Here is a 21550-nt window from a genome sequence, read left to right on the forward strand (position 1 = left end):
CCTCTCTCAATCGAGCCGGAGTCGGGACTCGGCGTAGGCATAGAGCGGGCGCCACAGCGCGCGGTTGAATAGCGTCACGTACAACGACATAACGGCAATGCCGAGCACAATCTTTGGAAAATCGCCGTCGGCCGTGGTCTGCGCGATATACGCGCCGAGGCCATGCGCGGCCAGCTTCGTGTCGCCCCATTGCACGGCTTCGGCAACGATGCTCGCATTCCACGCGCCACCCGATGCGGTGATCGCGCCCGTGATGAAGTACGGGAAGATGCCGGGCAGCATGACGCGGCGCCACCATTGCCAGCCGCGGATATGAAAATTCGCCGCCGCTTCGCGGTAGTCGTTCGGATAGGCGCTCGCGCCGGCGATTACATTGAAAAGGATGTACCACTGCGTGCCGAGCACGAGCAGCGGCGAAAGCCACACATCCGGGTTCAGCTGCCAACGGACGATCACGATGACGAACACCGGAAACAGCAGATTCGCCGGGAACGCAGCGAGAAACTGCGCAAGCGGCTGGATCTTTTCAGCCAGCTTGGGGCGCAGCCCGATCAGCACGCCAAGCGGCACCCAGATCAACGACGAAAGTACGATCAATGAAAACACGCGCAAAAGCGTGATCGCGCCGAGTACGAACACATGGCCGACATCGCTGGCCGTGACGCCCGTGCGCACATAGCTGACCACGCGAAACAGCGCGTACAACGCGGCAGCGAACACGAGGACCGACCAGACCGCGTCGCCGAGCTTCTTCGCGTCGCGGCGCGCGCCGTTTGCTGCCATCGCGGGTCGTGGCATCAGCGGCGGCGGCATGCGCAGCGGCCAGCGCGCCGCGTTCGCGAGCAGCACGCCCGCCGGCAACAACATGCGGTGCACGAGCCGCGTGCTGCGGATCAGGTCGAGCAGCCACGACTGCGGCGCGTCGCTCGAGCGCGTCGTTTCCATGCGGAACTTGTCCGACCACGCGACGAGCGGCCGGAACAGAAACTGGTCGTACACGAGTATTACGACCGTCATCGCGAGAATCGCCCAGCCGACTGCCGCAAGATTCTTCTGGCCGATCGCTTGCGCGAGATACGCGCCGACGCCGGGCAAAACGATCGTGTTATTGCCGACCGTAATCGCTTCCGACGCGACGACGAAAAACCAGCCGCCCGACATCGACATCATCATGTTCCAGACGAGGCCCGGCATCGAGAACGGCACTTCGAGCTTCCAGAAACGCTGCCAGCCGGTCAGATGAAAGCCGCGCGACACTTCGGTCAGATCGCGCGGCACCGTGCGCAGCGACTGGTAGAAGCTGAACGTCATGTTCCACGCCTGGCTCGTGAAGATCGCGAAGATGGTGGCGAGCTCGGCGCCGAGCACGCGGCCCGGAAACAGCGCGAGAAAGAACGTGACCGTGAACGAGATATAACCGAGCACCGGCACCGACTGCAGGATGTCGAGAATCGGCACGAGCACTTTCTCGGCGCGGCGGCTTTTCGCCGCGAGCGTGCCGTACACAAGCGTGAATACAAGCGAGGCGGCCATCGCCGCCAGCATGCGCAGCGTGGTGCGCAGCGCGTACTCGGGCAGGTTCGCGGGATCCAGCGACACCGAATGGTCGTGCAGCGTCGACATCGGTGCCCACGTCTGATGCAGGCCGCTTGCCGCCATCGCGATCGCGCAGAAAATCAGCGGGAACGCGACAAAGTCCCAGCGGTTCGGCAGCATGCGCGTGGCCGATGCGGCGAGCGTCGGGTTCGTATGGAGTTTGAAATTCATCGTGCGTCACCGGACACTGTTTTTTATGCGGGAGAAGCAATCCGATGTTTCGCTCAAGGCCTGCGCGGGTCGGCAAAACATCGGTGCGGGGCACGGCGCCGCTTTCGCGGCGACGGCAGCGTGACGAACGGGAAGGACGTCGCCGGAGGTGCGTCGCCGGACCGGCGCCGCGCCCGCATGACACGAACGGCTTCGTGTCAGCGACCGCCCGATTTCAGCCGCCGCCAGAAGGCGATCAGCCGATGGGCCGCGCGCGGCCGCGCAGCGGGCATCGCGTCGAACGAGTCGTGCGACGCGAGAATGTCAGGCAATTGAGGCAACAGAAGAGCGAAGTTCATGAGGTTTCTCCAGCGTCCTGCGGACGCAACATGCCGAAGCACGCTCTGACGGAGACCGCGCACCTCACTTCGCTGAGGCGAGGTGAACGTCTACCGGGTGGCTTCGGCCAGACACAAACGGAATGTGAATGGGCTCAATGAGCGTATGGGATAACTGTCACTGTCTGGCATTTCGACATCCTTACCGATGAGAGTGGGCATACAGGCTTAAGCACGACGCCGCTTAATGCTAACGGCGACCGCGTAAAGCGGACATAAATATTCGGCCCATGCAAAGGAAACCGCGGGGCCACTGCAGGGCCACACTGCGAATGCGAATTCGCAATGACCCGTCATCCGGACGTGCGAAAGCCACGTCCGAATAGACTCAACAGGTGCACGGGGAGATATTGCAAGACGCGCACCGCCTGCCTGAAGGCAGAACGGCGGCTATGAAACTGCTGGAAGCGAAGCGCGGACGTTCTGTCGTTCAGACCGGAAAACTGTTCGAAGATCGACTACTGCTGGAGTCCAATGACGGCCCCTTTTGTGAAGACTCGCGGATTTTAATCAGGCGGACATTGCCGAGTCAACCTTATCCTCGAGCGAATGTCCGATAAACCACTAAGCCTTCAAAGCTTACGGCGCTCAAGCGGCCCGCCCAGCTGGACGCGCCTCGGCGAGACGCGTTTCGTTCAACGCGGCCGCGTGGTATTGATCGCACACGTTGACGAAATTTCTGCTTGCGGCTTTAGCGCGGCCGTGAATAAAATCCGCCCGCTTGCGGTTCCGCGCGCCTGCTTTGTCTGACCGTTTCCGCAAGCTCCCCATGACGTGGAAATGGCCGCGTTTCGACGTCACCTGTCCGCAACGGACAAGCTGGACAGAGGTGTCTATGTTCACGAAGAAGCGCAAACCGCGCGCCTGGTCCCTGAAATTCGGTCGCACCTTCGGCTTTGCGATGCCGTTCGCGTTCTGCAGCGCGCAGGCCATCGCGCAGTCCGACGATGCGAGCCCCGCCGTGCGGGCACCGGCACCGCCTTCCGCACAAACCGCGCCGCAAAATGCCGCGCAAAACGCGGCACCTGACTCAGCGCCGGCTGCGGTGCCGACGGACCTCTGGAATCGCGCAACCTTGTTCGGCGATATCGGCGGGCTGCGCCCGTGGCTTGGCCGGTACGGCGTGTCCTTCGGCTTGCAGGAAACCAGCGAATATCTGAACAACCTCTCTGGCGGCACCGCGCGCGGCGGCGCCTATGACGGACTGACCGAATTCAGCCTTGGCGTGGACACGCAAAAAGCGTTCGGTCTGCCTGGCGGCATCTTCAACGTGTCCGGCCTGCAGATTCACGGTACGAACCTGAGCACGCGCAATCTGCAGACCTTGCAGTTCGCAAGCGGCATCGAGGCCGATGCGTCGACGCGTCTGTGGGAGCTCTGGTATCAGCAGTCGCTCGCGGGCGGCCGCGTCGATATCAAGGTCGGCGAACAAAGCGTCGACCAGGAATTCATGACGAGCGAATACGCAAACACGTTCATGAATGCGACGTTCGGCTGGTCCGCGCTGCCGTCGGTCGATCTGCCCGCCGGCGGCCCGTCGTATCCACTCGCATCGCCGGGGGTGCGCGTGCGCGCGACGCCGAGCGACAAGATCACCGTGCTGGCGGGTGTATTCGGCAGCAATCCGGCTGGCAACGGCACGGGCGACCCGCAGCAGCTGAACGCGCATGGCACGAACTTCAGCCTGCGCGACGGTGCGTTGATCATCGGCGAGATCCAGTACGCGTTCAATCCGCCGCCCGCCAGTTCCGCAGACCCGGCCGACGCGCAAGCCGCGGGCTTGCCCGGCACATGGAAGCTTGGCTTCTGGTACGACACGCAGTCGTTCGACGATCAGGGCATTGCGAGCAACGGCGTATCGCTCGCGAGCCCCGCAAGCAGCGGCATACCGCTCAGCCATCACGGCAACTGGAGTGTCTATGCGGTGGCGGACCAGATGGTCTGGCGCGACAGCAACGGCGGCCCGCGCTCGGTCGGCGTGTTCGCCCGGCTCATGGGCGCGCCTGGCGATCGCAATCTGGTCGACTTCGGCATGAATGCCGGCGTTACGCTCAAGGCGCCGTTCAAAGGACGCGACAACGATGTGGCCGGCATCGCAGTCGGTTATACGCATATCGGTTCGCATGCACGCGATCTCGCGAGCGCTACCGCACAAACCACGCCCGGTTTTCCGTCGCGCAGCGCCGAAACGGTGATCGAAGCGACGTACGATTATCAGATCGCGCCGTGGTGGCAATTGCAGGGCGATGCGCAGTACTTTTTCCGGCCGTCCGGCGGCATTCCGAATCCGGACAATCCGCCTGAGCGCATCGGCAACGAGTTCGTGATCGGCGTGCGCACGACGCTGACGTTCTAAACTGGTGAGATCCGATCGCACTTGCGCGCCGCTGCGCGACTCGCGCGATCGTGCGATTTCGCCAATCCTGCGCGCATACGCTAAGTCTGCGCTCATTGCGATGTCCGATCATGGTGCCGAGGGTGACGAGGGTGCCGCTGGTGCCAAGAATGCATCAGGGACCGGAAGACCGGCGAAACGACAACAATCGATGCCGCGCGATGCGACCCATGACGCCGCTCCCGCCACCATCCATTCAACCGGAGCCGTCTACATGACCACGATCGCCAAGCCTCCCGCTACCAAATCGCCCGCCGCCAGAGCGTCTGTTATCAGTTCATTGGGTTCGAATCCCTACGGCGTCTTCGTCTGCCTGATGGCTGCGCTGGCCGGGCTGCTGTTCGGGCTCGATATCGGCGTGATCTCCGGCGCGCTGCCGTTTATCGCGAAGCAGTTCATGCTCAACGACCACGTGCAGGAGTGGATCGTCAGCTCGATGATGGTCGGCGCGGCGATCGGCGCAATCGGCGCCGGCTGGCTGGCGTGGCATATCGGGCGCCGCTATGCGCTCGGGCTCGCCGCGGTGCTGTTCGTGATCGGCTCGCTGTGGTCCGGCTTCGCGGGCAACCCCGATCACCTGATCGCCGCGCGGCTGGTGCTCGGTCTCGCGGTCGGCGTCGCCTCGTTCACGGCGCCGCTCTATCTGTCGGAAGTCGCGCCGCGGCAAGTGCGGGGCGCGATGATCTCGACCTACCAGCTGATGATCACGGTCGGCATTCTCGCGGCCTTTCTGTCGAACATCGGACTTTCGTATGTGGCCGACTGGCGCTGGATGCTCGGCGTGATTGCGATTCCCGCCGTGCTGTTCCTGCTCGGCGTGATCGCGCTGCCCGATAGCCCGCGCTGGCTCATGGCACGCGGCCGCATGCCCGAAGCGCAGGCGGTGCTGCAACGTCTCTACGACGACCCGGCCGATGTCGAAGCCGAAATTCGCGAGGTCACCGAACAGAATGCGCAGCCGAAGCAGGGCTGGGGCCTGTTGCGCGTGAATTCGAATTTTCGCCGCTCGGTCGCGCTTGGCGCCGTGCTGCAGATCTTCCAGCAGCTTACGGGCATTAACGTCGTGATGTACTACGCGCCGCGCATCTTCGGGCTTGCGGGTTTTGCGACGCACGAGCAGCAGTTGTGGGCGACGGTCGTCGTCGGGCTTGTCAATGTGATTGCCACGTTCGGTGCGATCGCGTTTGTCGACCGCTGGGGCCGCAAGCCGATTCTCTATGCCGGTTGCGCAGTCATGGCGGCCGGGATGGGTGTGCTCGGACTGCTACTGCATATCGGCATTACGAGCACGGCCGCGCAAGCTGTCGCTGTCGCTTCGCTGCTGCTCTTTATCGCGGGTTTCGCGATGTCCGCGGGACCGCTCGTGTGGATTCTGTGCTCTGAAATCCAGCCGCAGCAAGGGCGCGACTTCGGTATCGCCGTGTCGACGTTCGTAAACTGGGCAGCCAATATGGTGGTGGCCGCAACCTTCCTTAGCTTGCTCTCGTCGCTTGGCGAATCGAATACGTTCCTGCTTTACGCGATACTGAATATCGCGTTCGGCGTCGCTGTGTTTCTCTACGTGCCGGAAACGCGCGGCGTGTCGCTCGAGCGGCTCGGTCGGAATCTGCTCGCGGGCAAGCGGCTGCGCGACCTCGGCAAGATCGATTGACCCCATCCAATCCATGCATATGCGCGACGCGTGAAAACGCGCTCGCGCTCGCGCTTGCGCTGCGCACGAACCGGAAATACGCTCGATCTCTCGTTACACAGGATTGACCTGTACGACGAAAGTTGCAACCATCGTCGCGGTCATCCATTGACGGGGGGACGTTCGATGAGAGCGCAGCACACGCTGTTCTGTCCATGTTGTACCGATCCTTCTCAACGCGGCCTCGATTGGCACATCACACGACGGCAATTCCTTGCCGCCGCTGCCGCGCTCGCCGCCGCACCGGGTCTTGCAAGTGCGCAGACCGTTCCTTCGATTTCCTACGAGTCGGTTCCCAATCCGGTCACGCTGCCGAACGATATCTACTTCGGCGAATGCTCGGGTGTCGCGGTCAATTCGCACGGCCACGTGTTCGTGCTGTCGCGCGGCAACTCCATCGGCCCCGCCTATGGCGCCGCGGCCGCGCAGTTGCTCGAATTCGCGCCGAACGGCAAGTTCGTTCGCGAGATCGGCCATCACCTCTATGCATGGTCGTTTGCGCATACGGTCAAGATCGATCGTCACGACAATATCTGGGTAACCGACAAGGGCTCGGACATGATCATCAAGTTCACGCCTGAAGGGCGCGTTGCGATGGTGTTCGGCCGCAAGCAGGAAGCCTCCGATGAGGAAACGGCGCCGCTCAAGCATCCGAATCCGCCGCTGCCCGCGGAACCGGGGCGCTTCCGCCAGGTGACGGACGTGGCATGGGACTCGTCCGATAACACGTACATCAGCGACGGCTATATCAACTCGCGCGTCGCGAAGGTGGACAGCAACGGCAACTGGCTTAAATCATGGGGCGATCGCGGCACGGGGCCGGGACAGTTTCATACGCCGCACAGCATCGCCGTGGACCGGAACAACCACATCTACGTGGCCGATCGCAGCAACCGGCGCATCCAGGTGTTTGACACCGATGGCAACTTTCTGCGGCAATTCACGATCGACGTGCCCGTGCCTTCGGGCGCGCGCCCTGCGATCGGCAATATTCCGAGTGAAGCGGAAGTCGCGGCCGGCACGTTCGCGCCGGGCTCACCGTGGGCGATCTGCATCTCGCCGGGGCCGAATCAGGTGCTCTATAGCGCGGACGCGTGGCCTGGGCGCATCTACAAGCTGACGCTTGATGGTCAGTTGCTTGGCGTACTGGGCGAGTCCGGCAAGCAGCTCAAGCAGTTCGGCTGGATACACGAGATGGCGTGTCCATCCGAAAACGTGCTGTGGGTTGGCGAGCTGTTGAACTGGCGCGTGCAGAAGCTGATTCTGCACGCGTGACAAGTCACGCTTTGCAGGCAGGCGAACGCGCTCGCGAATGAGGCATTGGTACGGACGCACGACCGTGGACGCACCACCGCGGAAGCGCCACTGCTGCAGCGCGATTGCGGCAGTGTTACTGCACGCCCGGCTGGGTCGGCGCGTGGTGAGCGGGCGGCGTGAACCGCGTCGATTCCCTCACCAGTTGCTCGGTCATCGCTGCGGCAACCGGATTCGCGCCACCGTGCGACGATGTATTCGAAGCATCGTTTACCGAAACGGACTTCGACATATCGGGCGGCGGCAAATTCGGATCGAGCACCGCCGACTGCCTGACAAGCGCCTCGGTCATCGCAGCGGAAACCGAGTTTGAGCCTGAATTTGAGCCATTGTTCGAACGTGCATCGACCGCGGGTCGCTCGCGACGCGAAGCGACACTCGTTTTTGTATCGGCGGATTTTTGCGCATTCGTCACGTCGACGGTCTTGACCGCTTGTTGACGCACGGCAACGCGCTGCTCGCTCGCATTGCCCGTGGCTGCATTGCCCGGCACGCCAGGCGCCGGAGTGGGCGCAATTTGAGGCGCGGCTGCCACCGCTGTCGAGGTGGATTTGCCGTCGAGCAGCACATTCGGAACCGCGACAGGTTTCGGAGGCGGTACCGCTGCAATACGACTCGCATTCGATGCTGCGGGTGGCGGCGCCGTTACAACACGCCCCGCACTCGTTGTTGCGGCTGATGGCGCCGTAACTGGTGGTGCTGTAACAACGCGTCCGGCATCCGATGTCGAATTCGGCGTGTCGGAGTCGGCCATATTGCCCGCAATTGAACCCGACGCCACCTGCGGGCCTTTGCTTGCATTCGCAATCACACCCGCTTCAAGTTCGGCTCCTTTTGCCGCTGCCTCTGCGGCGTCGTCACTTTTACTGCGTGAATGCTCGGTTTGCGGGGACATAATGTAAAAAACGAACGCCAGGTCCACCGCGACCAGCACTCCGATGAGCGTCTTACCTACTTTCGTCATATCTGCACCTACGGACGACGGCCCTTTGCAAACGATCCTTTCATGATAGCCGACGCTTTCCGCAAACACGCCTTTTGGCGCCGCGGAAAAAAATTGCACGATACCGACGATTCAGTCTGAAGAAAAACGAAAAATATCGCGGAAATAAAGGGGGAATATCGTTTTGCCGAACTCAGGACGCCGTGCGCATCGCGCGATATTCACGCCGTACGATGTCCATCAGCTCGGCCACCGATGTGCTCGCCGCCTCGCGTTGATACGTGACGCGGCCTCGCTGCATCAGCATCACGCGATCGGCAATGTCGAGCGTCTGCGCGTAGTTGTGCATGATCATGATGATCGACAGATCGCCCTTTGCCTTCAAACGCAGGATCAGATCGATGATCAATCCGGCTTCGCGCGCGCCCATCGCCGCAAGCGGTTCGTCGAGCAGCAGGATCTTCGCGTTCGAATGAACCGCCCGCGCGACGGCAATCGCCTGCCGCTGCCCACCCGATAATTGCTCGACCGGCAGATCGACCGACGGCACATGCACGCCGATCTCTTCGAGAAACTCCGCCGCGCGGTTACGCATCGCGCGATTGTTGAGCAGCGGAATCGGTCCGCGATGAATGATCTCGCGGTTGAGGAACATGTTGTGATAGATGCTCAGCGAATTGGCGAGCGCGAGATCCTGATACACGCACTCGATACCCAGCGCGCGCGCGTGATCGACCGAGCGCAGCATCGTTTCGACGCCGTTCAGGAACAGCTTGCCGCTCGTCTGCTGATGAAACCCGGTGAGAATCTTGATCAGCGTCGACTTGCCGGCGCCGTTGTCGCCGAGTATGCCGAGAATCTCACCTTTTTTGAGGGTCAACGATACGCCGTCGAGCGCGGTCACCGCGCCGAACCGTTTGACGATATCGTCGCCGCGCAGCGCTTCGACCGACGCCGCATCGGGTGTGGCGACCGGCACCTCAGGCACGTCGGACATCAGAGCTCTCCCTTGCGTGCCAGCCGGACCACATGGATATTGAAGATCATCGCCGCAAGAATCGCCGCGCCGAGAATCATATTGAATGTGAACGCGTTGATGCCGATCAGCGTGAACCCGTCGCTGAGAATACCGAGCACCGCGGCGCCGATCAGGCCGCCGATAATCGTGCCCGAACCGCCCGCGAGCGGGGTGCCGCCGATCACACCCGCGGCGACCGCGAGGAACATGATCTGATTACCGCCCGCTTGAGGATCGATCGATGCAATGCGATGGCATTCGAGAATGCCAGTCAGCCCGGCCAGCATCGCGGCAATCACGAAGTTGCCGAGTTTGAGCCGCTTGATACGAATACCGGCTTCGCTCGAGCCAAGCGGATTCGCGCCCGATGCAACCGTGTGCAGGCCCCAACGCGTGTGCCTGAGCAACACATGCATGATCGCCGCGAGCGCGACGGCCCAGATGATCTCGCTATAGCCCCACTCGCCCATGAAGTGGGCGAGCCATGTACCTTGCGGCGACGGAACCGGCGTGCCCTGCGAAATCGTCAACGTGAAACCGTTCACGAAGAACAGCGTACCAAGCGTCGTGACAAACGACGGAATGCGCAGATAGACCGTTACCGCACCGTTGATGAAACCGACCACGCCCGCGGCGGCAAGACCCGCGAGTATCGAGAGCCAGACCGGAAAGCCCGCCTCGATGCCGAAATACATGATGAACGGCGCGAACGCAAACACCATCCCGGCGGACAGATCGATCTCGCCGCCGATCATCAGCATGATTTCGCCGAACGCAATGAGTGCAACCGGCGCAATGTATTGCGACAGGTTCTGCAGGCTGGCGCTCGACAGCAGAAAATCGTGATTAACGAACTGGAAGTACGCGCACAGAATCAGCGCGACCACGAAGATGCGCACTTCGCTCGAGCGAATCAGCGACCGCGATAACAATCGCGGTCGCCGGCGAGCCTTATGTTGATCCGCGACCGAAGACGTCACCCTTTAATCGCTCCCGTGCGTGGAACAATTTGCGGCTTCGTGCTCTTGCCTTCGTAACGCGTCGACGTCGTCAGATACGGATCGACGGAGCCCTTGGTGACGAACTTGAGGCCGGTATTGATATTGGCCGGCCCGACCAGTCCGCCCGATGCGAGATACGTAAACGCCTCGACCACCGTATAGAAGCCCTGCACGTAGGGCTGCTGATCGATCGTGAAATCGAGGAAGCCGTCGTGAATCAGCTGGACCGTGGTCGGCAGCAGGTCGAAGCCGCCGCCATGCACGCCCTTCGACGGGAGATTGTTCTCCTTCATCACCTGCGCGACACCTTGCGTGCTGCCCGCGTCGACCGCGAACATGCCCTTCAGGTCCTGGTGGCCAAGGTAGAACGATTTGATCTTCGACAGTTCTTCGTTGACGGTCGCACCGGTCGCGATGGTCTGCACGTCGATCTTCTTGCCGGACTTCTTGATCGCCGCTACAGCGCCGTCGAGGCGCGGCTGGATATTGAGCTGGCCCGGCGTCGCGATAAACAGTGCAACGAGACCGCTATCGACGAGACTCGCAATGCGCTCGCCCATCTGATAGCCGGACAGATAGAGGTCCTGCCCGATATACGCGAGGCGCGGATTGCTCGAGCCCTGCGGGGCGTCGGCGTTGTACGAGAACACCGGAATGCCCGCGTCAAGCGCAGCCTGGATCGGTTTATCGAATGCTTTCGGATCGACGATCGGCACCGCGATCGCGTCGGCCTTGGCGGCCACCGCGGCGTTGACCGCATTCACCATCTCGCCGATATCGGCGTTGGCCGAACCGGTCCACTGGTAGTCCATGCCGAGCAACGCGGTGGAGTCCTGAATGCCGTATTGCGTCGGCACGAAAAACGGGTTCGTCGTCACGTGATTGACGAAGACGATTTTCCAGCGCTTGTGACTTGGGAACGGCGCGCCTTCCGCGGCCTGCGCCGGCGTGATTGCTCCCCCCAGCAGCGCCAGTGCGGCGCCTAAGCCTGCACCTTGCAACAATCCACGGCGCATTTCCTGCACTTCTTCCCCATCGCGTTCCGGCTTCCCGGCCATGTCATCCTCCAGTCTCTTAGTTATTGACTTGCTGTGTGCATGACGGCGCAGGCCAGAAAAGCGCCGGAGCCGGACATCAATACACCTTACAAACGACGACGGCCCGCATGCGTTGCATGCGTGTGCTTCTGGACAACTGCGGAAAATCCTATAACACGGCCTCTAGCCGAATAATCAATGTATACCCTAAAGTAGTCCGACTATTGGGATGCGGCGTTTCCGCAGCGTCTGCCGGGTTAGCCTGGCGGGCTAGTTTTGCGGGGTTAGTTTTGCGAAGTGAGCTCCCCGCCTCAACTTCCCTGATAGATGTCGCACGACAATCCGACGACGCAGCGTGCTCCGTTCCTGCCGCGTCCGCTACCGCTCGATCCACCCGGCTGCGGACCCGTCGCGTCGCTTTCGTAGCGGTTCGTTCGAGATGGGTCGGTGTTCGGCTGCGACATGGTCGAGCCCGGCGCGGCTTGCGGATCGGCATTGGCGGGCGACTGCCATGTCTGCGAAAAAGCGACACCGGAAATAGAAAAAAGCGCGGTTGCCGCCAACACTGGAACATAAAGAGCTTTCATTTTCTTCACCTGCATCCGGAATGCAATCCGCCTTCATCCGATAAGGATGTCAAAGCGAATTGCCTGGGTTGAAAAATGAGTCTAAAAATAAGCTGGAGAGTGATTGGGAAAAACAGCCACTGAAAGCATTTTGTATCGACGAAGCTGCTGCTTGCCAATTGCAGAAAAGAGGAGTCCGCACCGGCCAGGCCCAAGATGCGCTCCTGAAGCGGCGGAACGCGAAAGCACGATGAAAGACGGTACGTGTCAGGCAGATACGTACAGCGTGGCCGGATTTCTATAATTAATGCACGCACCGGAGAGCCAATAATGAAGCTCTATTCATGGAAGCCGTTTGTTCTTTTTTTAAGGTTATAGGCCTGTGCCGGTCGAAAATCCAGCCGCGCATTTAAAAACCGGATATGCGGCTTACTCGCGAGGCTCGATCGGCCGCGCCAACGCGGTTACGCTTTTTCTTCGGCAAGGATTTGCCGCAACGCCTGCTCGAACGCTTCGACCGGCTGCCCGCCGGACACGAGATAGCGGCGGTTGAAAATGATCGCGGGCACCGAGTGGATGCCCATCGCCTGGGTTTCCTGTTCGTCGGCGCGCACCGCGTCGGCATAGTCATCGCTCTGCAATATGCGGCGCGCTTCCTGCGCATCGAGCCCGACCGATCGCGCGGCTTCAACCAGAACATCGTGGTCGCTCACGTCGTTACCGTTGCCGTGATAGGCCTGCATCAACGCTTTCTCGAGCGCGAGTTGCTTGCCAGGCTGCTCGCCTTGCTGTTTGTCTTCTTCACCGGCCCACTGCAGCAGACGGTGCGCGTCGAACGTGTTGTAGACGAACTTGCGCTCACCGAACGCAAAGCCGACGCTCGCGCCGCGCTCGCGTATCACCGCCTGCGTCTCGGCGATCTGCGCCGGCGTGCGGCCGTATTTATTGCCGAGGTACTCGACGATGTTCTGGCCTTCCGGGCCCATCTGCGGGTTCAGTTCAAACGGGTGCATGACCCATTCGGCGCGAACCTCGTCGTTGAGGTTGGCAAGCGCCTGTTGCAGCGACGCGAGGCCGACCGCGCACCACGGGCACGCGATATCGGAGATGTAGTCGATTCGTAGCGGAGTCATCGTATTCCTGTTGAGGACATCTGTTTCAGGCGCCGCCGTTGACGTTTAAAAGCGGCGCTAGCGAAACAGGTTAACGCGATTCGAAAAGTTCTGCTCTGCATACACACAATGCGCAAACCGTCGAATTCGGCGACACTCGAACTAATGCCGTCTGTCGACCGCGCGCGTGCGGTTCATATGACGTATGACGCTACCGCATGGAACAGTCCGTTATTTTACCGGTTACCGGTTACATCATTACAAGGAGGAACCGACATGGGACTCTCATGGCAACAAGGCCCGCTCGCGTCCGGAGCGATCGGCCGCTTTCTCGTCCCCGATCCGCTACCCAAGCGCCTGCTCTATGCCGAGCCGCTGCGCCGCCGCATGCGCGTGCATTTCGGCGGCAAGTGGATTGCCGATAGCGAAAACGTCGTGCTGCTTTTCGAACCGGCGCGCTACCCGGTGGCGTATTTCCCGGAAAGCGATATCGCTGCCGGTGTGCTCGAACGCCTCGAGCATACGACGCGCCACCAGGACCTCGGCCCGACCACATGGTTCGCGGTACGCGCAGGCGAACAGGTCGCGCAGCGCGGCGCGTGGCAGCACACGGGCTTACCGGAGCATGCGAATGTGCTCGACAATCGCGTCGCATTCGCATGGCGCATGATGGACGCGTTCTATGAGGAAGACGAACGGATCGTCGGCCACGCGGCGGACCCGTATCACCGCATCGATATTCGCGAGACGTCGCGGCACCTTGTGGTCCGTCACCACGACCGCGTGATTGCGGATACGATGCGGCCACTTGCGCTTTACGAATCAGGCTTCGCGCCGCGCTGGTATGTACCGCGCGACGATATCGACCTATCCGCGCTGACGAGCGTCGAAACGAAAACCTTTTGCCCGTACAAGGGCGTATGCAGCTACTACGACATCGGCGATGCGCGCCTTGCCGCATGGACCTATCCGGAAACTTATCCGGAAGTGAACCGCGTCACGAACTACGTGTCGTTCGAGCCCGATATCGTCAGCGTGCATCTCGACGGCAAGGAGCTTCATCTCGAGCCGGGGCAAACGGTGATTCCGCATGGCGTCGATCGCGAGCTCACGGTGCACGAAGTGCAGTTGCGTGAGCGGCCATCGGCCTAGACGCAGCAACGCTCAACATCGATGCGGAGAGGAAACATGGGTCGGCTACTATCGGTCAACGTCGGAATGCCGCGCAATATCGAATGGAAAGGCCGCACCGTGTACACCGGTATCTGGAAGGATCCGGTGCAGGGCCGCTGCCGCGCGAGCCGCCTCAATCTTGCCGGCGACGGCCAGGGCGATACCGGTGGGCATGGCGGCGAGCAGCGCGCCGTGTTCGTCTATCAGATCGAATCATATCGCCACTGGCAGCAGCAATTGAATCGCAGCGATTTTACGTATGGGCAGTTCGGCGAGAACTTCACGATCGAAGGGTTGCCCGATTCCGACGTCTGCATCGGCGACCGTTATCAGATTGGCGACGCGTTGTTCGAAGTCACGCAGCCGCGTGTAACCTGTTATCGCGTCGGTATCCGGACCAACGAACCGCGTATGGCGGCGTTGCTCACATCGAGCGGCCGCCCCGGTTTTTATCTGCGTGTGTTGCAGGAAGGCGAGGTCGGCGCCGGCGACGAAATCATCAAGGTCGGCGAGGCCGACGACCGGATGACAGTCGCCGAGATCAACGCCCTGCTCTATTCGCCGCATCATCCGCGCGACAAACTCGAGCGCGCGTTGCGGATCAAGGCCCTGTCGCCGGGCTGGCGCTGGTCTTTCGATGCGCTGCTGCGCGAGCAGTCTGACGGCAAGCCGGACGGCACGAAGGGCGGCAACGCGGGGCTTGCGCCAGCCGCCGCGTCGCATCCGGTTGCGCCGGGTTTTCGCTCGCTCGTCGTGGCCGCACTCGATCAGGAGTCGGCCGACGTTCTGTCGATCACGCTGGAAAGCACCGACGGCGAACCGCTGCCGATGGCACTGCCCGGTCAGTATGTCGTGCTGCGTTTGCCGCGTCCCGACGGCGGCTCGCCGTTTTTTCGCAGCTACTCGCTCTCCGGCGCGCTTTCGACGCAGCGCTATCGGATCAGCGTCAAGCTCGAACCGAACGGTGCGGGCGGCATGTACCTGCATCGGCAGCTGCACGTCGGCGACAGGCTCGATGTGAGCGCGCCGCGAGGAAGCTTTGTTCTGCAAGCGGGCGACGGTCCGGTGGTTTTGCTAAGCGCCGGTATCGGCGCGACGCCGGTGCTCGCGATGCTGCACGCGCTCTCGGCGGCTCAGTCGACGCGCCGCGTATGGTGGCTGCATGGCGCTCACGACGGGCGCCACCATGCATTCGCAGACGAAGCGCGGCGTCTGTCTCGCGCGCTTGCGCACGGCAAAAGCTACGTCTGCTACAGCAAGCCCGATTCGAACGACCATCCCGGTGAGCATTTCGATGCGGTAGGCCGCCTGTCGCGCGCCGTTTTCGAGGAAGCCGGTATCGAGCGCAATGCGGATTTTTATCTGTGCGGGCCGGCTCGCTTTATGGCGGAGATGAAGGACACGCTTGCGGCGATGAACGTCGCGCCCGGCAGGATCCATGCGGAAATTTTCAACGGCGGCGAATCGTTGAACCCCGGTATCGTCGGCGCCAAGGCGCGCGCGCCGCATCTGCCGGAAGACGATGCGAAGACCGGCGCACTGGTTTCGTTCGCGCGCAGCGGCATTGCCGCACACTGGAATGCGGCCGTGTATCCGAGCATTCTCGAGCTTGCCGAGGCGTGCGACGTGCCGGTCCGGTGGTCATGCCGGACCGGCGTATGCCATAACTGCGAAAGCGGACTGGTGTCGGGAAACGTCGCGTACGGGCCGGAGCCGCTCGACAAGCCCGCGGATGGCAACCTGCTTATCTGCTGCTCGCAGCCCGTCGGCGACGTGGTGATCGACCTTTGAGTGGACCCTTATGTGGACCCTTAAGCGGGCCCTTAGCGGACCCTCGTGCGGCTGCTTAAGCGGCCCCTTAAGCGGCCTTGTTCAAGCGCGTCAATCAGAACGTGTGACGCAGCCCCAGCGTGACCGCAACCTGATTCGGCGTCGTCGACGCGGCCGGCAAGCCGCTGATAATCGCGCCGAGCGGCAGCCCGTCCTGCGCGATGTGCTGATACTCGGTCTGCAGATAGACCTGTGTGCGGACCGAGAGTAGATACGCGGCCTGGACATTGACCTGATCCCAGTGCGGCCGTGCCGCGTCGATGCTGCCGTCGGTATGCACGTAGCCGACGGCAATCGTCCACGGCGAGCCGAGCGTATAGCGTCCATTCACTTCGTAGTTGTTAAAGCGCGCGCTGCCGCCGTTCAGGCCGAACCCGCCCGATACGCCCGACTCTCCCGCCGAAATGCCGAGCGCGTTGTTGAGCAGCGTCGTCGTATAGACAAAGTCTGTCGTGAACGGACCGAACGAGTATTTCACGCCGGCGCCCCAGATTCTTTGCCGGCCGGCAAAAAAGGTCGCGTCGCCGTTGAGCGCTCCATTCGTGTTCGAGATCGACGCGGTGGTCAGGTTCTGGTTGATCTGCAGATAGGCCGCCGCGACCGTCACGCCTTTGAACGCATACGATGCGCCGAAGCTGTACGCGCGATTGTTGGCGAAGTCGCCCGCATCGTTCGAGAAGCCATACAACGCGCCGGCCTGCAGTCCGCGGAAATTCGGGCTTTGAAACTTGACCGAATTGTTGACGCGAAAGTCGTTGTCGAGGTTGTCGTTATCGAACGGGTGCGCAAAGAAAGTGCCGCCGTACTGCGTGCCCGTCAACGCGAGCGGGCCGAGATAATCGACGACGCTATCGTATTGCCGACCTAACGTGATCGTGCCGAATTGCGACGACGCGAGCCCGACGTACGCTTGCCGTCCAAACAGACGGCCGCCCTGACGCAGGTTGCCGTTGGCCGCGCTAAAGCCGTTTTCGAGCCGGAAAATTGCCTGAAGTCCGCCGCCGAGATCTTCGTTACCGCGCAATCCAAAGCGGCTCGTATTAATTGCGCCATCGGTTTCCTGCCAGGTGCTGTGCCCGGCCTGGTTATTCGTATAGGTGATTCCTTCGTCGATGATGCCGTACAACGTGACACTGCTTTGGGCATAGGCGTGACCGGCAAATGCACCGGTCACCGCGAGAGCCGCCGTCATCTTCTTCATCTTGTCTCCAAAGCGCGAAATGAAATGTCAGGCCATGCGCGTCCTGTACGACCCGACGGGCGCGACATGTCGTGAACAGGCTGTAGGGGGATTTCAAGGATCAGGAGGCGCGTTGAAAACATCGACGGTGCGACGCCGCGACGAGGTGACGCGCTTCTTGACCGCAGGCATAGAGCAGAGCATTGCAAGCGGGTTCCGGGCGTTCCGCCCGCCTCCCGCTTTGTAAGCCCGGGCAACTTGACTGCGCCGGTTTGCAGTGAGGCGTCAGATGCTTGATTTGCTTGAACTAGTTATGCTTCTTTGTCTCTGGTGTTCAAGATCGAAACGGCGATGGCTTTCAACGGAAACATCGCTTTGATAGTCACGGCTGCGCATCGCGCTGAATGCGTTTTGTTGATCGTCCGTGTCCTTTTCGCTTTTAGAGAGATCCATGCGCCGTTTACGCACGAAATCGAAATGTAGGCGATGCCGGTCGCAGCAAACACGTCCGCTCTTGACGGTCTGTGCGGCCGGTCACACCAGCGGTGCGAATCCGCCTGGCGCGAAACCGCTGACCGACACTTCACCGATAAACTTCGTCATCCGTATAAACGCACGAGGCGGGTCACCGATGCTTTGCATTACGCAGGATGCCTGAAGTAAAGCCAACATCTTGCGATGGTGGCGCAGCGCACATACACGGCTTGCGACGCCATTATTTTTCTGTACGGACGTACGCGCACTACCGGTTAAAATTCTGCATTTGCCTTTCTGCTTCTTTTCAGACGAATGAGCAGGCCCGCCGAACGGAGCGCCGATGCCGGCCGCGACCGGCCGGCCATGATACGGAACCCCGGAATAGTGAAACCGATTTACCACCAGACAGGCGGCATACGAGCAGTCGCCACCGGCCGGCGCATCGCGCTCGCCATTGCGTCCCTCGCCTGCGTAGCCGGGCTGTGCGCCGTGCCGTCGGGCGCGGCGGTTGCCGCTCAGGATTGCCACACCGAAATACCCGCAGCCCAGTTTTCGGGCTCGGGCGAGTATCGCTTTCTCGGTTTGCATCTGTACGATGCGCAATTGTGGAGCGCGCGCCTGCCGGTCAGCTTCGATAACCGCTTTGCACTGCAATTGACGTACACCACGTCCGCCACGCGCGAACGCCTCGCCACGCTCGGTCTGAACGAGATGAAGCGGCTCGCGCCGACGCCTTTGTCCGATGCGCTCGTCGCGCGCTGGCGCGACGACATGTTGAAGGCGTTCGTCGATGTCGCGCCGGGCGACTGGTTGTGCGGCGTGTTTTTGCCGGGCACCGGCGTGCGCTTCTTTGCGAATGGCGAACCGACCGCGACAATCGAAGATCCCGAATTCGCGCGCGCGTTCTTCAATATCTGGTTCGATCCGGAAACGCGTGCGAAGACGCTGAGAGCCAGGTTGCTTGGCGGCCAGGCAGGCAGTTAAGCGATTCTGGCTGAGCGTGCCACTTACGAGCGCGGCGCCGTTGCGAGCCGCGTACCCGCAAACGGGTCCTTGCTCCAGTCGACAGCCGGCTGACGTTGCGTCTGCGTAGCGGGCTTTTCCGATCCGATCACGGCAAAGTGCTGCAATGATTGCCCGGCGCTCGTGGCCTGCTGCAGCCATTGCGGCATGGCGCCTTTGCCGTCCCACGCATCGCCGAATGCGTTGCGATAGCGCACCGACCGCTGACGCAACTGATCTTCCTTGAGCGCGGCTGCAATGTCGGCCGCCTTCATTCCCACCTTGGCCATGCGGCCGCGCAGATAGGCAATCATGCTTTCGCGTTTACGCTCGTCCATTTTCGTTACCTCCAGGTTTCTTTTCTGATCGACTTGTCGCGCCGTCGTGGTGAGGCGCTTGTGCCGTGAGGAAAGTATCGCTATCCGCAACGGCTGCGTCGAGTTGCGTTCGCCAAAAACACTGTTGCTGCAGGAACATCAGTCGGTGCTAGCGCTGCAATGCGCCGCGGCGTCGCGCATTGCAGCAATTGCCCATCAGTGAATATGGAACCTGCCGCTAATGCCGACGCTAACCGGCGGCCCGTAGTAGTAGCCCGGCGCATAGCCGTAATAAGCGGGCGCGGGATAGCCATAGCCGTAACCGTAACCGGGCGGCGCAACGACGCAGCCGCACAGGCCGCTAATCAGAGTGAAAGCAATGAGAAGGCGTGTCATCGGCTTGTCCCGCCAATTGAAATAGACAGTTCAAGTCTAGTGCCGCGCCTTCTTTGGCAGGTTTCGCCTGCACTTACACGTGTTACCTGGTGTGACTGCTGAAATGTTGCCCAGCAAGGCGCGGCCGGGTGCGGCCGGGTGCTGCTTCGCAGCAAACTTCTTTTCCGCCAATTGCATGCGCGCGCCGCGCTAACGGTTTCCTCAAACTCGCTTTCATTCAAGTTTCGGGTAAAGCCGGCCGTTAGTAACAATGTTGAATGCACGCAGACCAATAAGCGGCCACTAACGCAGGGCCTCGCAAGAGTGTCCGGCTTCGGGCGTCGCCCCTATTCCGACTGCCACGATGACCACCATCTCCTCGCTCAATACGGCGAATGCGTTCGCTTCGCTTTATGACACAAGCGTGACAAAGAAGCCGACGTCCGCAGACGATACGCCGGCGGCTTCGACCACGCAGCCTTCGACGGCCGTTTCGATCGGACAGTCCGTCAGCATCACGCCCGTTTACGCGCTTCCCGGTATCGCGCCGGTCGAGGCAGCGCCGGTTTGGGAGGGGGCGACCAACAATGCGGTGTCGTTGCTGATGGCCGGCAACTTTGCGGCGCTTTCGGGCGCTCAGCAGTTTCAGGGACTCGGCGCCGCGCTTCTGAATCAGATTGGCGCCGGCGGCGGCGACTACTCGCAGTCGGTGCTGACTCCCGGCGCGAACGCGAGCCCGACCGCCGTCGCGAATGCGCAAGCGCGGCTGCACGGTTCGGCCTCGAATCAGATCACGCTCGAGGTGACGACGACGTCCGGCACCCAGGTCGAAATTTCACTCGACAGCAGCTCAAACGGACTAGCCGTCTCGATCGACGTGAAGAACGGCACGCTAAGCGCGTCGGATCGAAGCGCACTCAACGACCTTTCTAAAGCATTTCAATCCGCGATCGACGGACTGACATCGACCAGCAACCCGACGCTCGATCTGAGCGGACTCGAGCAGTTCGATTCGAGCGCGATCGCGTCGATCGATTTCCATGCCAGCGTGCCTGGCGACGGCGGCACACAGACCGTCGACTTTCACGTTGATAACCAGGTGCGCAAGCTCAGTACGAGCGGTCCCGATGGCGCGATCAACCTGACCGTGAATACGGCGGACACGATGATCATCGGCGACGCGCAGCAACAGCAGAATGCGATCACCAGCTACCTGCAGCAGTTTCAGAACGAACAGAAGCGCGGCAACGGCAACGAAGCGTTGATGTCGATGTTCGAAGGCGCGTTCGCCGCGTTGAACAGCAACTACAACGTTGCGACGCCGCAGGAACGCAGCCTCAACGCGATGCTCTCGACCATTCCGGCCGCCGGCCAGAGCCTGATTACCGGCCTCGCCGATTTTTCGGCCTCCGTGGTGCAAACGAAGAAGTACAGCAATCCGTATCAGCCCGGCGAGGTCGATTCGTTCTCGTATCAGGTGTCGCAAACCTCCGAGGTCGACAATTCGAACCCGTTGAATCTCTCCGTCACGCAACGGCAGAACTCGCATCTGACGGCGAGTTTTCACAAGGCATTGCCCGGCCCCAATAGCACCCTCCACCTGACGAAGAACATCGAATCGCAAAACTACGATTACTTTCAGATCGACGACTCTGCATCGAGCGCCGCGCAAGTCGGCTATCACAAAGGCCTGCTGGTGAAGGCAACCTTGACACATTCGGCCAGCCAGTCGACGCACAAGCAGGAGTACGTGCAAGGCGTAAAGACCGAAGACACGACAACGCCGGCCGAGCAGTCGTGGTCGAAGGATTTTCTGCCGCTGCTGGACACTGCGCAGCTTGGCTCCCGATTTGACACGCCGAAGTCGGTCGAACGCGCGCAACTGACGTTGCAGGCCATCAACCGGCTCGTGGTTCTGCAGATGGATCCGCAGGCGGTTGAATCGACGGCCGGGCGGACCGTGCAATAAGCGCGAG

General features: G+C 61.4%; 18 protein-coding genes. 7 read left to right on the plus strand and 11 right to left on the minus strand.

The genetic code is table 11. The features are described from left to right. Positions 1-6 precede the first annotated feature (6 nt). Positions 7-1767, minus strand: a complete 1761-nt coding sequence (locus tag KZJ38_RS17775) for an ABC transporter permease (RefSeq protein ID WP_219797505.1) — start codon at positions 1765-1767, stop codon at positions 7-9. Positions 1768-1964: 197 nt separating this feature from the next. Beyond that, positions 1965-2105, minus strand: coding sequence for a hypothetical protein (locus KZJ38_RS17780; protein WP_219797506.1), 141 nt, complete (start codon positions 2103-2105; stop codon positions 1965-1967). Positions 2106-3045: 940 nt separating this feature from the next. Between KZJ38_RS17780 and KZJ38_RS17785 the strand changes: the two genes are divergently transcribed. The 3 genes from KZJ38_RS17785 (at position 3046) to KZJ38_RS17795 (ending at position 7504) form a co-directional block, all read left to right on the plus strand. Beyond that, complete coding sequence (locus KZJ38_RS17785; protein ID WP_219800427.1) at positions 3046-4500, plus strand: carbohydrate porin; 1455 nt, start codon at positions 3046-3048, stop codon at positions 4498-4500. Positions 4501-4753: 253 nt separating this feature from the next. After that, positions 4754-6190 carry a sugar porter family MFS transporter gene (locus tag KZJ38_RS17790; protein ID WP_219797507.1) on the plus strand — a complete coding sequence of 479 codons (1437 nt, stop codon included), beginning with the start codon at positions 4754-4756 and terminating at the stop codon, positions 6188-6190. Between the two features lie 165 nt (positions 6191-6355). Further along, a complete protein-coding gene (locus KZJ38_RS17795; RefSeq protein WP_219797508.1) occupies positions 6356-7504 on the plus strand; it encodes a peptidyl-alpha-hydroxyglycine alpha-amidating lyase family protein in 1149 nt (382 codons plus the stop codon). Between the two features lie 115 nt (positions 7505-7619). On the opposite strand, the gene KZJ38_RS17800 is transcribed toward KZJ38_RS17795, so the two are convergent. The 6 genes from KZJ38_RS17800 to KZJ38_RS17825 all read right to left on the minus strand — a co-directional run bounded on the left by KZJ38_RS17800 (position 7620) and on the right by KZJ38_RS17825 (position 13241). After that, positions 7620-8036 (minus strand): hypothetical protein, encoded by a 417-nt coding sequence (locus tag KZJ38_RS17800; RefSeq protein WP_219797509.1) that lies wholly within the window; start codon positions 8034-8036, stop codon positions 7620-7622. A 643-nt stretch (positions 8037-8679) separates the two neighbouring features. Next, a complete protein-coding gene (locus tag KZJ38_RS17805) occupies positions 8680-9483 on the minus strand; it encodes an ATP-binding cassette domain-containing protein (RefSeq protein ID WP_219797510.1) in 804 nt (267 codons plus the stop codon). Further along, positions 9483-10436: an ABC transporter permease gene (locus KZJ38_RS17810; RefSeq protein WP_246641528.1), complete on the minus strand. Its 954-nt coding sequence runs from the start codon at positions 10434-10436 to the stop codon at positions 9483-9485. Before KZJ38_RS17810 ends, KZJ38_RS17805 begins: the two co-directional genes overlap by 1 nt. Positions 10437-10480: 44 nt before the next feature. Next, positions 10481-11563 carry a sugar ABC transporter substrate-binding protein gene (locus KZJ38_RS17815; protein WP_219797512.1) on the minus strand — a complete coding sequence of 361 codons (1083 nt, stop codon included), beginning with the start codon at positions 11561-11563 and terminating at the stop codon, positions 10481-10483. Positions 11564-11853: 290 nt separating this feature from the next. Continuing rightward, positions 11854-12129, minus strand: a complete 276-nt coding sequence (locus tag KZJ38_RS17820) for a hypothetical protein (protein WP_219797513.1) — start codon at positions 12127-12129, stop codon at positions 11854-11856. Between the two features lie 443 nt (positions 12130-12572). Further along, positions 12573-13241: a DsbA family oxidoreductase gene (locus tag KZJ38_RS17825; protein ID WP_219797514.1), complete on the minus strand. Its 669-nt coding sequence runs from the start codon at positions 13239-13241 to the stop codon at positions 12573-12575. Between the two features lie 255 nt (positions 13242-13496). Between KZJ38_RS17825 and KZJ38_RS17830 the strand changes: the two genes are divergently transcribed. Continuing rightward, complete coding sequence (locus KZJ38_RS17830) at positions 13497-14372, plus strand: DUF427 domain-containing protein (RefSeq protein ID WP_219797515.1); 876 nt, start codon at positions 13497-13499, stop codon at positions 14370-14372. A gap of 36 nt (positions 14373-14408) precedes the next feature. Then, entirely contained in the window at positions 14409-16184 is a 1776-nt protein-coding gene (locus KZJ38_RS17835; RefSeq protein ID WP_219797516.1) for an MOSC and FAD-binding oxidoreductase domain-containing protein, read from the plus strand. Positions 16185-16278: 94 nt separating this feature from the next. Here KZJ38_RS17835 and KZJ38_RS17840 read toward each other — a convergent pair whose 3' ends face one another. Next, complete coding sequence (locus tag KZJ38_RS17840; protein WP_219797517.1) at positions 16279-17424, minus strand: porin; 1146 nt, start codon at positions 17422-17424, stop codon at positions 16279-16281. Positions 17425-18264: 840 nt separating this feature from the next. On the opposite strand from KZJ38_RS17840, the gene KZJ38_RS17845 reads away from it, so the two are divergent. Then, the gene (locus tag KZJ38_RS17845) at positions 18265-18864 is read left to right on the plus strand and encodes a chalcone isomerase family protein (RefSeq protein ID WP_246641529.1); all 600 of its coding nucleotides are present in this window, start codon (positions 18265-18267) and stop codon (positions 18862-18864) included. A 23-nt stretch (positions 18865-18887) separates the two neighbouring features. Here KZJ38_RS17845 and KZJ38_RS17850 read toward each other — a convergent pair whose 3' ends face one another. Both KZJ38_RS17850 and KZJ38_RS17855 read right to left on the minus strand, forming a co-directional pair. Further along, positions 18888-19220, minus strand: a complete 333-nt coding sequence (locus KZJ38_RS17850; protein WP_219797519.1) for an H-NS family nucleoid-associated regulatory protein — start codon at positions 19218-19220, stop codon at positions 18888-18890. 195 nt (positions 19221-19415) lie between these two features. Beyond that, complete coding sequence (locus KZJ38_RS17855) at positions 19416-19595, minus strand: hypothetical protein (protein WP_219797520.1); 180 nt, start codon at positions 19593-19595, stop codon at positions 19416-19418. Between the two features lie 343 nt (positions 19596-19938). Between KZJ38_RS17855 and KZJ38_RS17860 the strand changes: the two genes are divergently transcribed. After that, positions 19939-21543: a hypothetical protein gene (locus tag KZJ38_RS17860; protein ID WP_219797521.1), complete on the plus strand. Its 1605-nt coding sequence runs from the start codon at positions 19939-19941 to the stop codon at positions 21541-21543. Positions 21544-21550: the final 7 nt, after the last annotated feature.

Origin of the sequence: Paraburkholderia edwinii (assembly GCF_019428685.1) — a bacterium.
Lineage (GTDB): Bacteria > Pseudomonadota > Gammaproteobacteria > Burkholderiales > Burkholderiaceae > Paraburkholderia > Paraburkholderia edwinii.

Excerpts from the sequence above, each read along its gene's own strand:
- KZJ38_RS17790 (WP_219797507.1), top strand. The coding sequence starts at position 4,754 with ATGACCACGATCGCCAAGCCTCCCGCTACCAAATCGCCCGCCGCCAGA.
- KZJ38_RS17785 (WP_219800427.1), top strand. The coding sequence starts at position 3,046 with ATGCCGTTCGCGTTCTGCAGCGCGCAGGCCATCGCGCAGTCCGACGAT.
- KZJ38_RS17820 (WP_219797513.1), bottom strand. The coding sequence starts at position 12,129 with ATGAAAGCTCTTTATGTTCCAGTGTTGGCGGCAACCGCGCTTTTTTCT.
- KZJ38_RS17830 (WP_219797515.1), top strand. The coding sequence starts at position 13,497 with ATGGGACTCTCATGGCAACAAGGCCCGCTCGCGTCCGGAGCGATCGGC.
- KZJ38_RS17855 (WP_219797520.1), bottom strand. The coding sequence starts at position 19,595 with ATGACACGCCTTCTCATTGCTTTCACTCTGATTAGCGGCCTGTGCGGC.
- KZJ38_RS17850 (WP_219797519.1), bottom strand. The coding sequence starts at position 19,220 with ATGGACGAGCGTAAACGCGAAAGCATGATTGCCTATCTGCGCGGCCGC.
- KZJ38_RS17795 (WP_219797508.1), top strand. The coding sequence starts at position 6,356 with ATGAGAGCGCAGCACACGCTGTTCTGTCCATGTTGTACCGATCCTTCT.
- KZJ38_RS17860 (WP_219797521.1), top strand. The coding sequence starts at position 19,939 with ATGACCACCATCTCCTCGCTCAATACGGCGAATGCGTTCGCTTCGCTT.
- KZJ38_RS17805 (WP_219797510.1), bottom strand. The coding sequence starts at position 9,483 with ATGTCCGACGTGCCTGAGGTGCCGGTCGCCACACCCGATGCGGCGTCG.
- KZJ38_RS17825 (WP_219797514.1), bottom strand. The coding sequence starts at position 13,241 with ATGACTCCGCTACGAATCGACTACATCTCCGATATCGCGTGCCCGTGG.
- KZJ38_RS17815 (WP_219797512.1), bottom strand. The coding sequence starts at position 11,563 with ATGGCCGGGAAGCCGGAACGCGATGGGGAAGAAGTGCAGGAAATGCGC.
- KZJ38_RS17835 (WP_219797516.1), top strand. The coding sequence starts at position 14,409 with ATGGGTCGGCTACTATCGGTCAACGTCGGAATGCCGCGCAATATCGAA.
- KZJ38_RS17780 (WP_219797506.1), bottom strand. The coding sequence starts at position 2,105 with ATGAACTTCGCTCTTCTGTTGCCTCAATTGCCTGACATTCTCGCGTCG.
- KZJ38_RS17775 (WP_219797505.1), bottom strand. The coding sequence starts at position 1,767 with ATGAATTTCAAACTCCATACGAACCCGACGCTCGCCGCATCGGCCACG.
- KZJ38_RS17840 (WP_219797517.1), bottom strand. The coding sequence starts at position 17,424 with ATGAAGAAGATGACGGCGGCTCTCGCGGTGACCGGTGCATTTGCCGGT.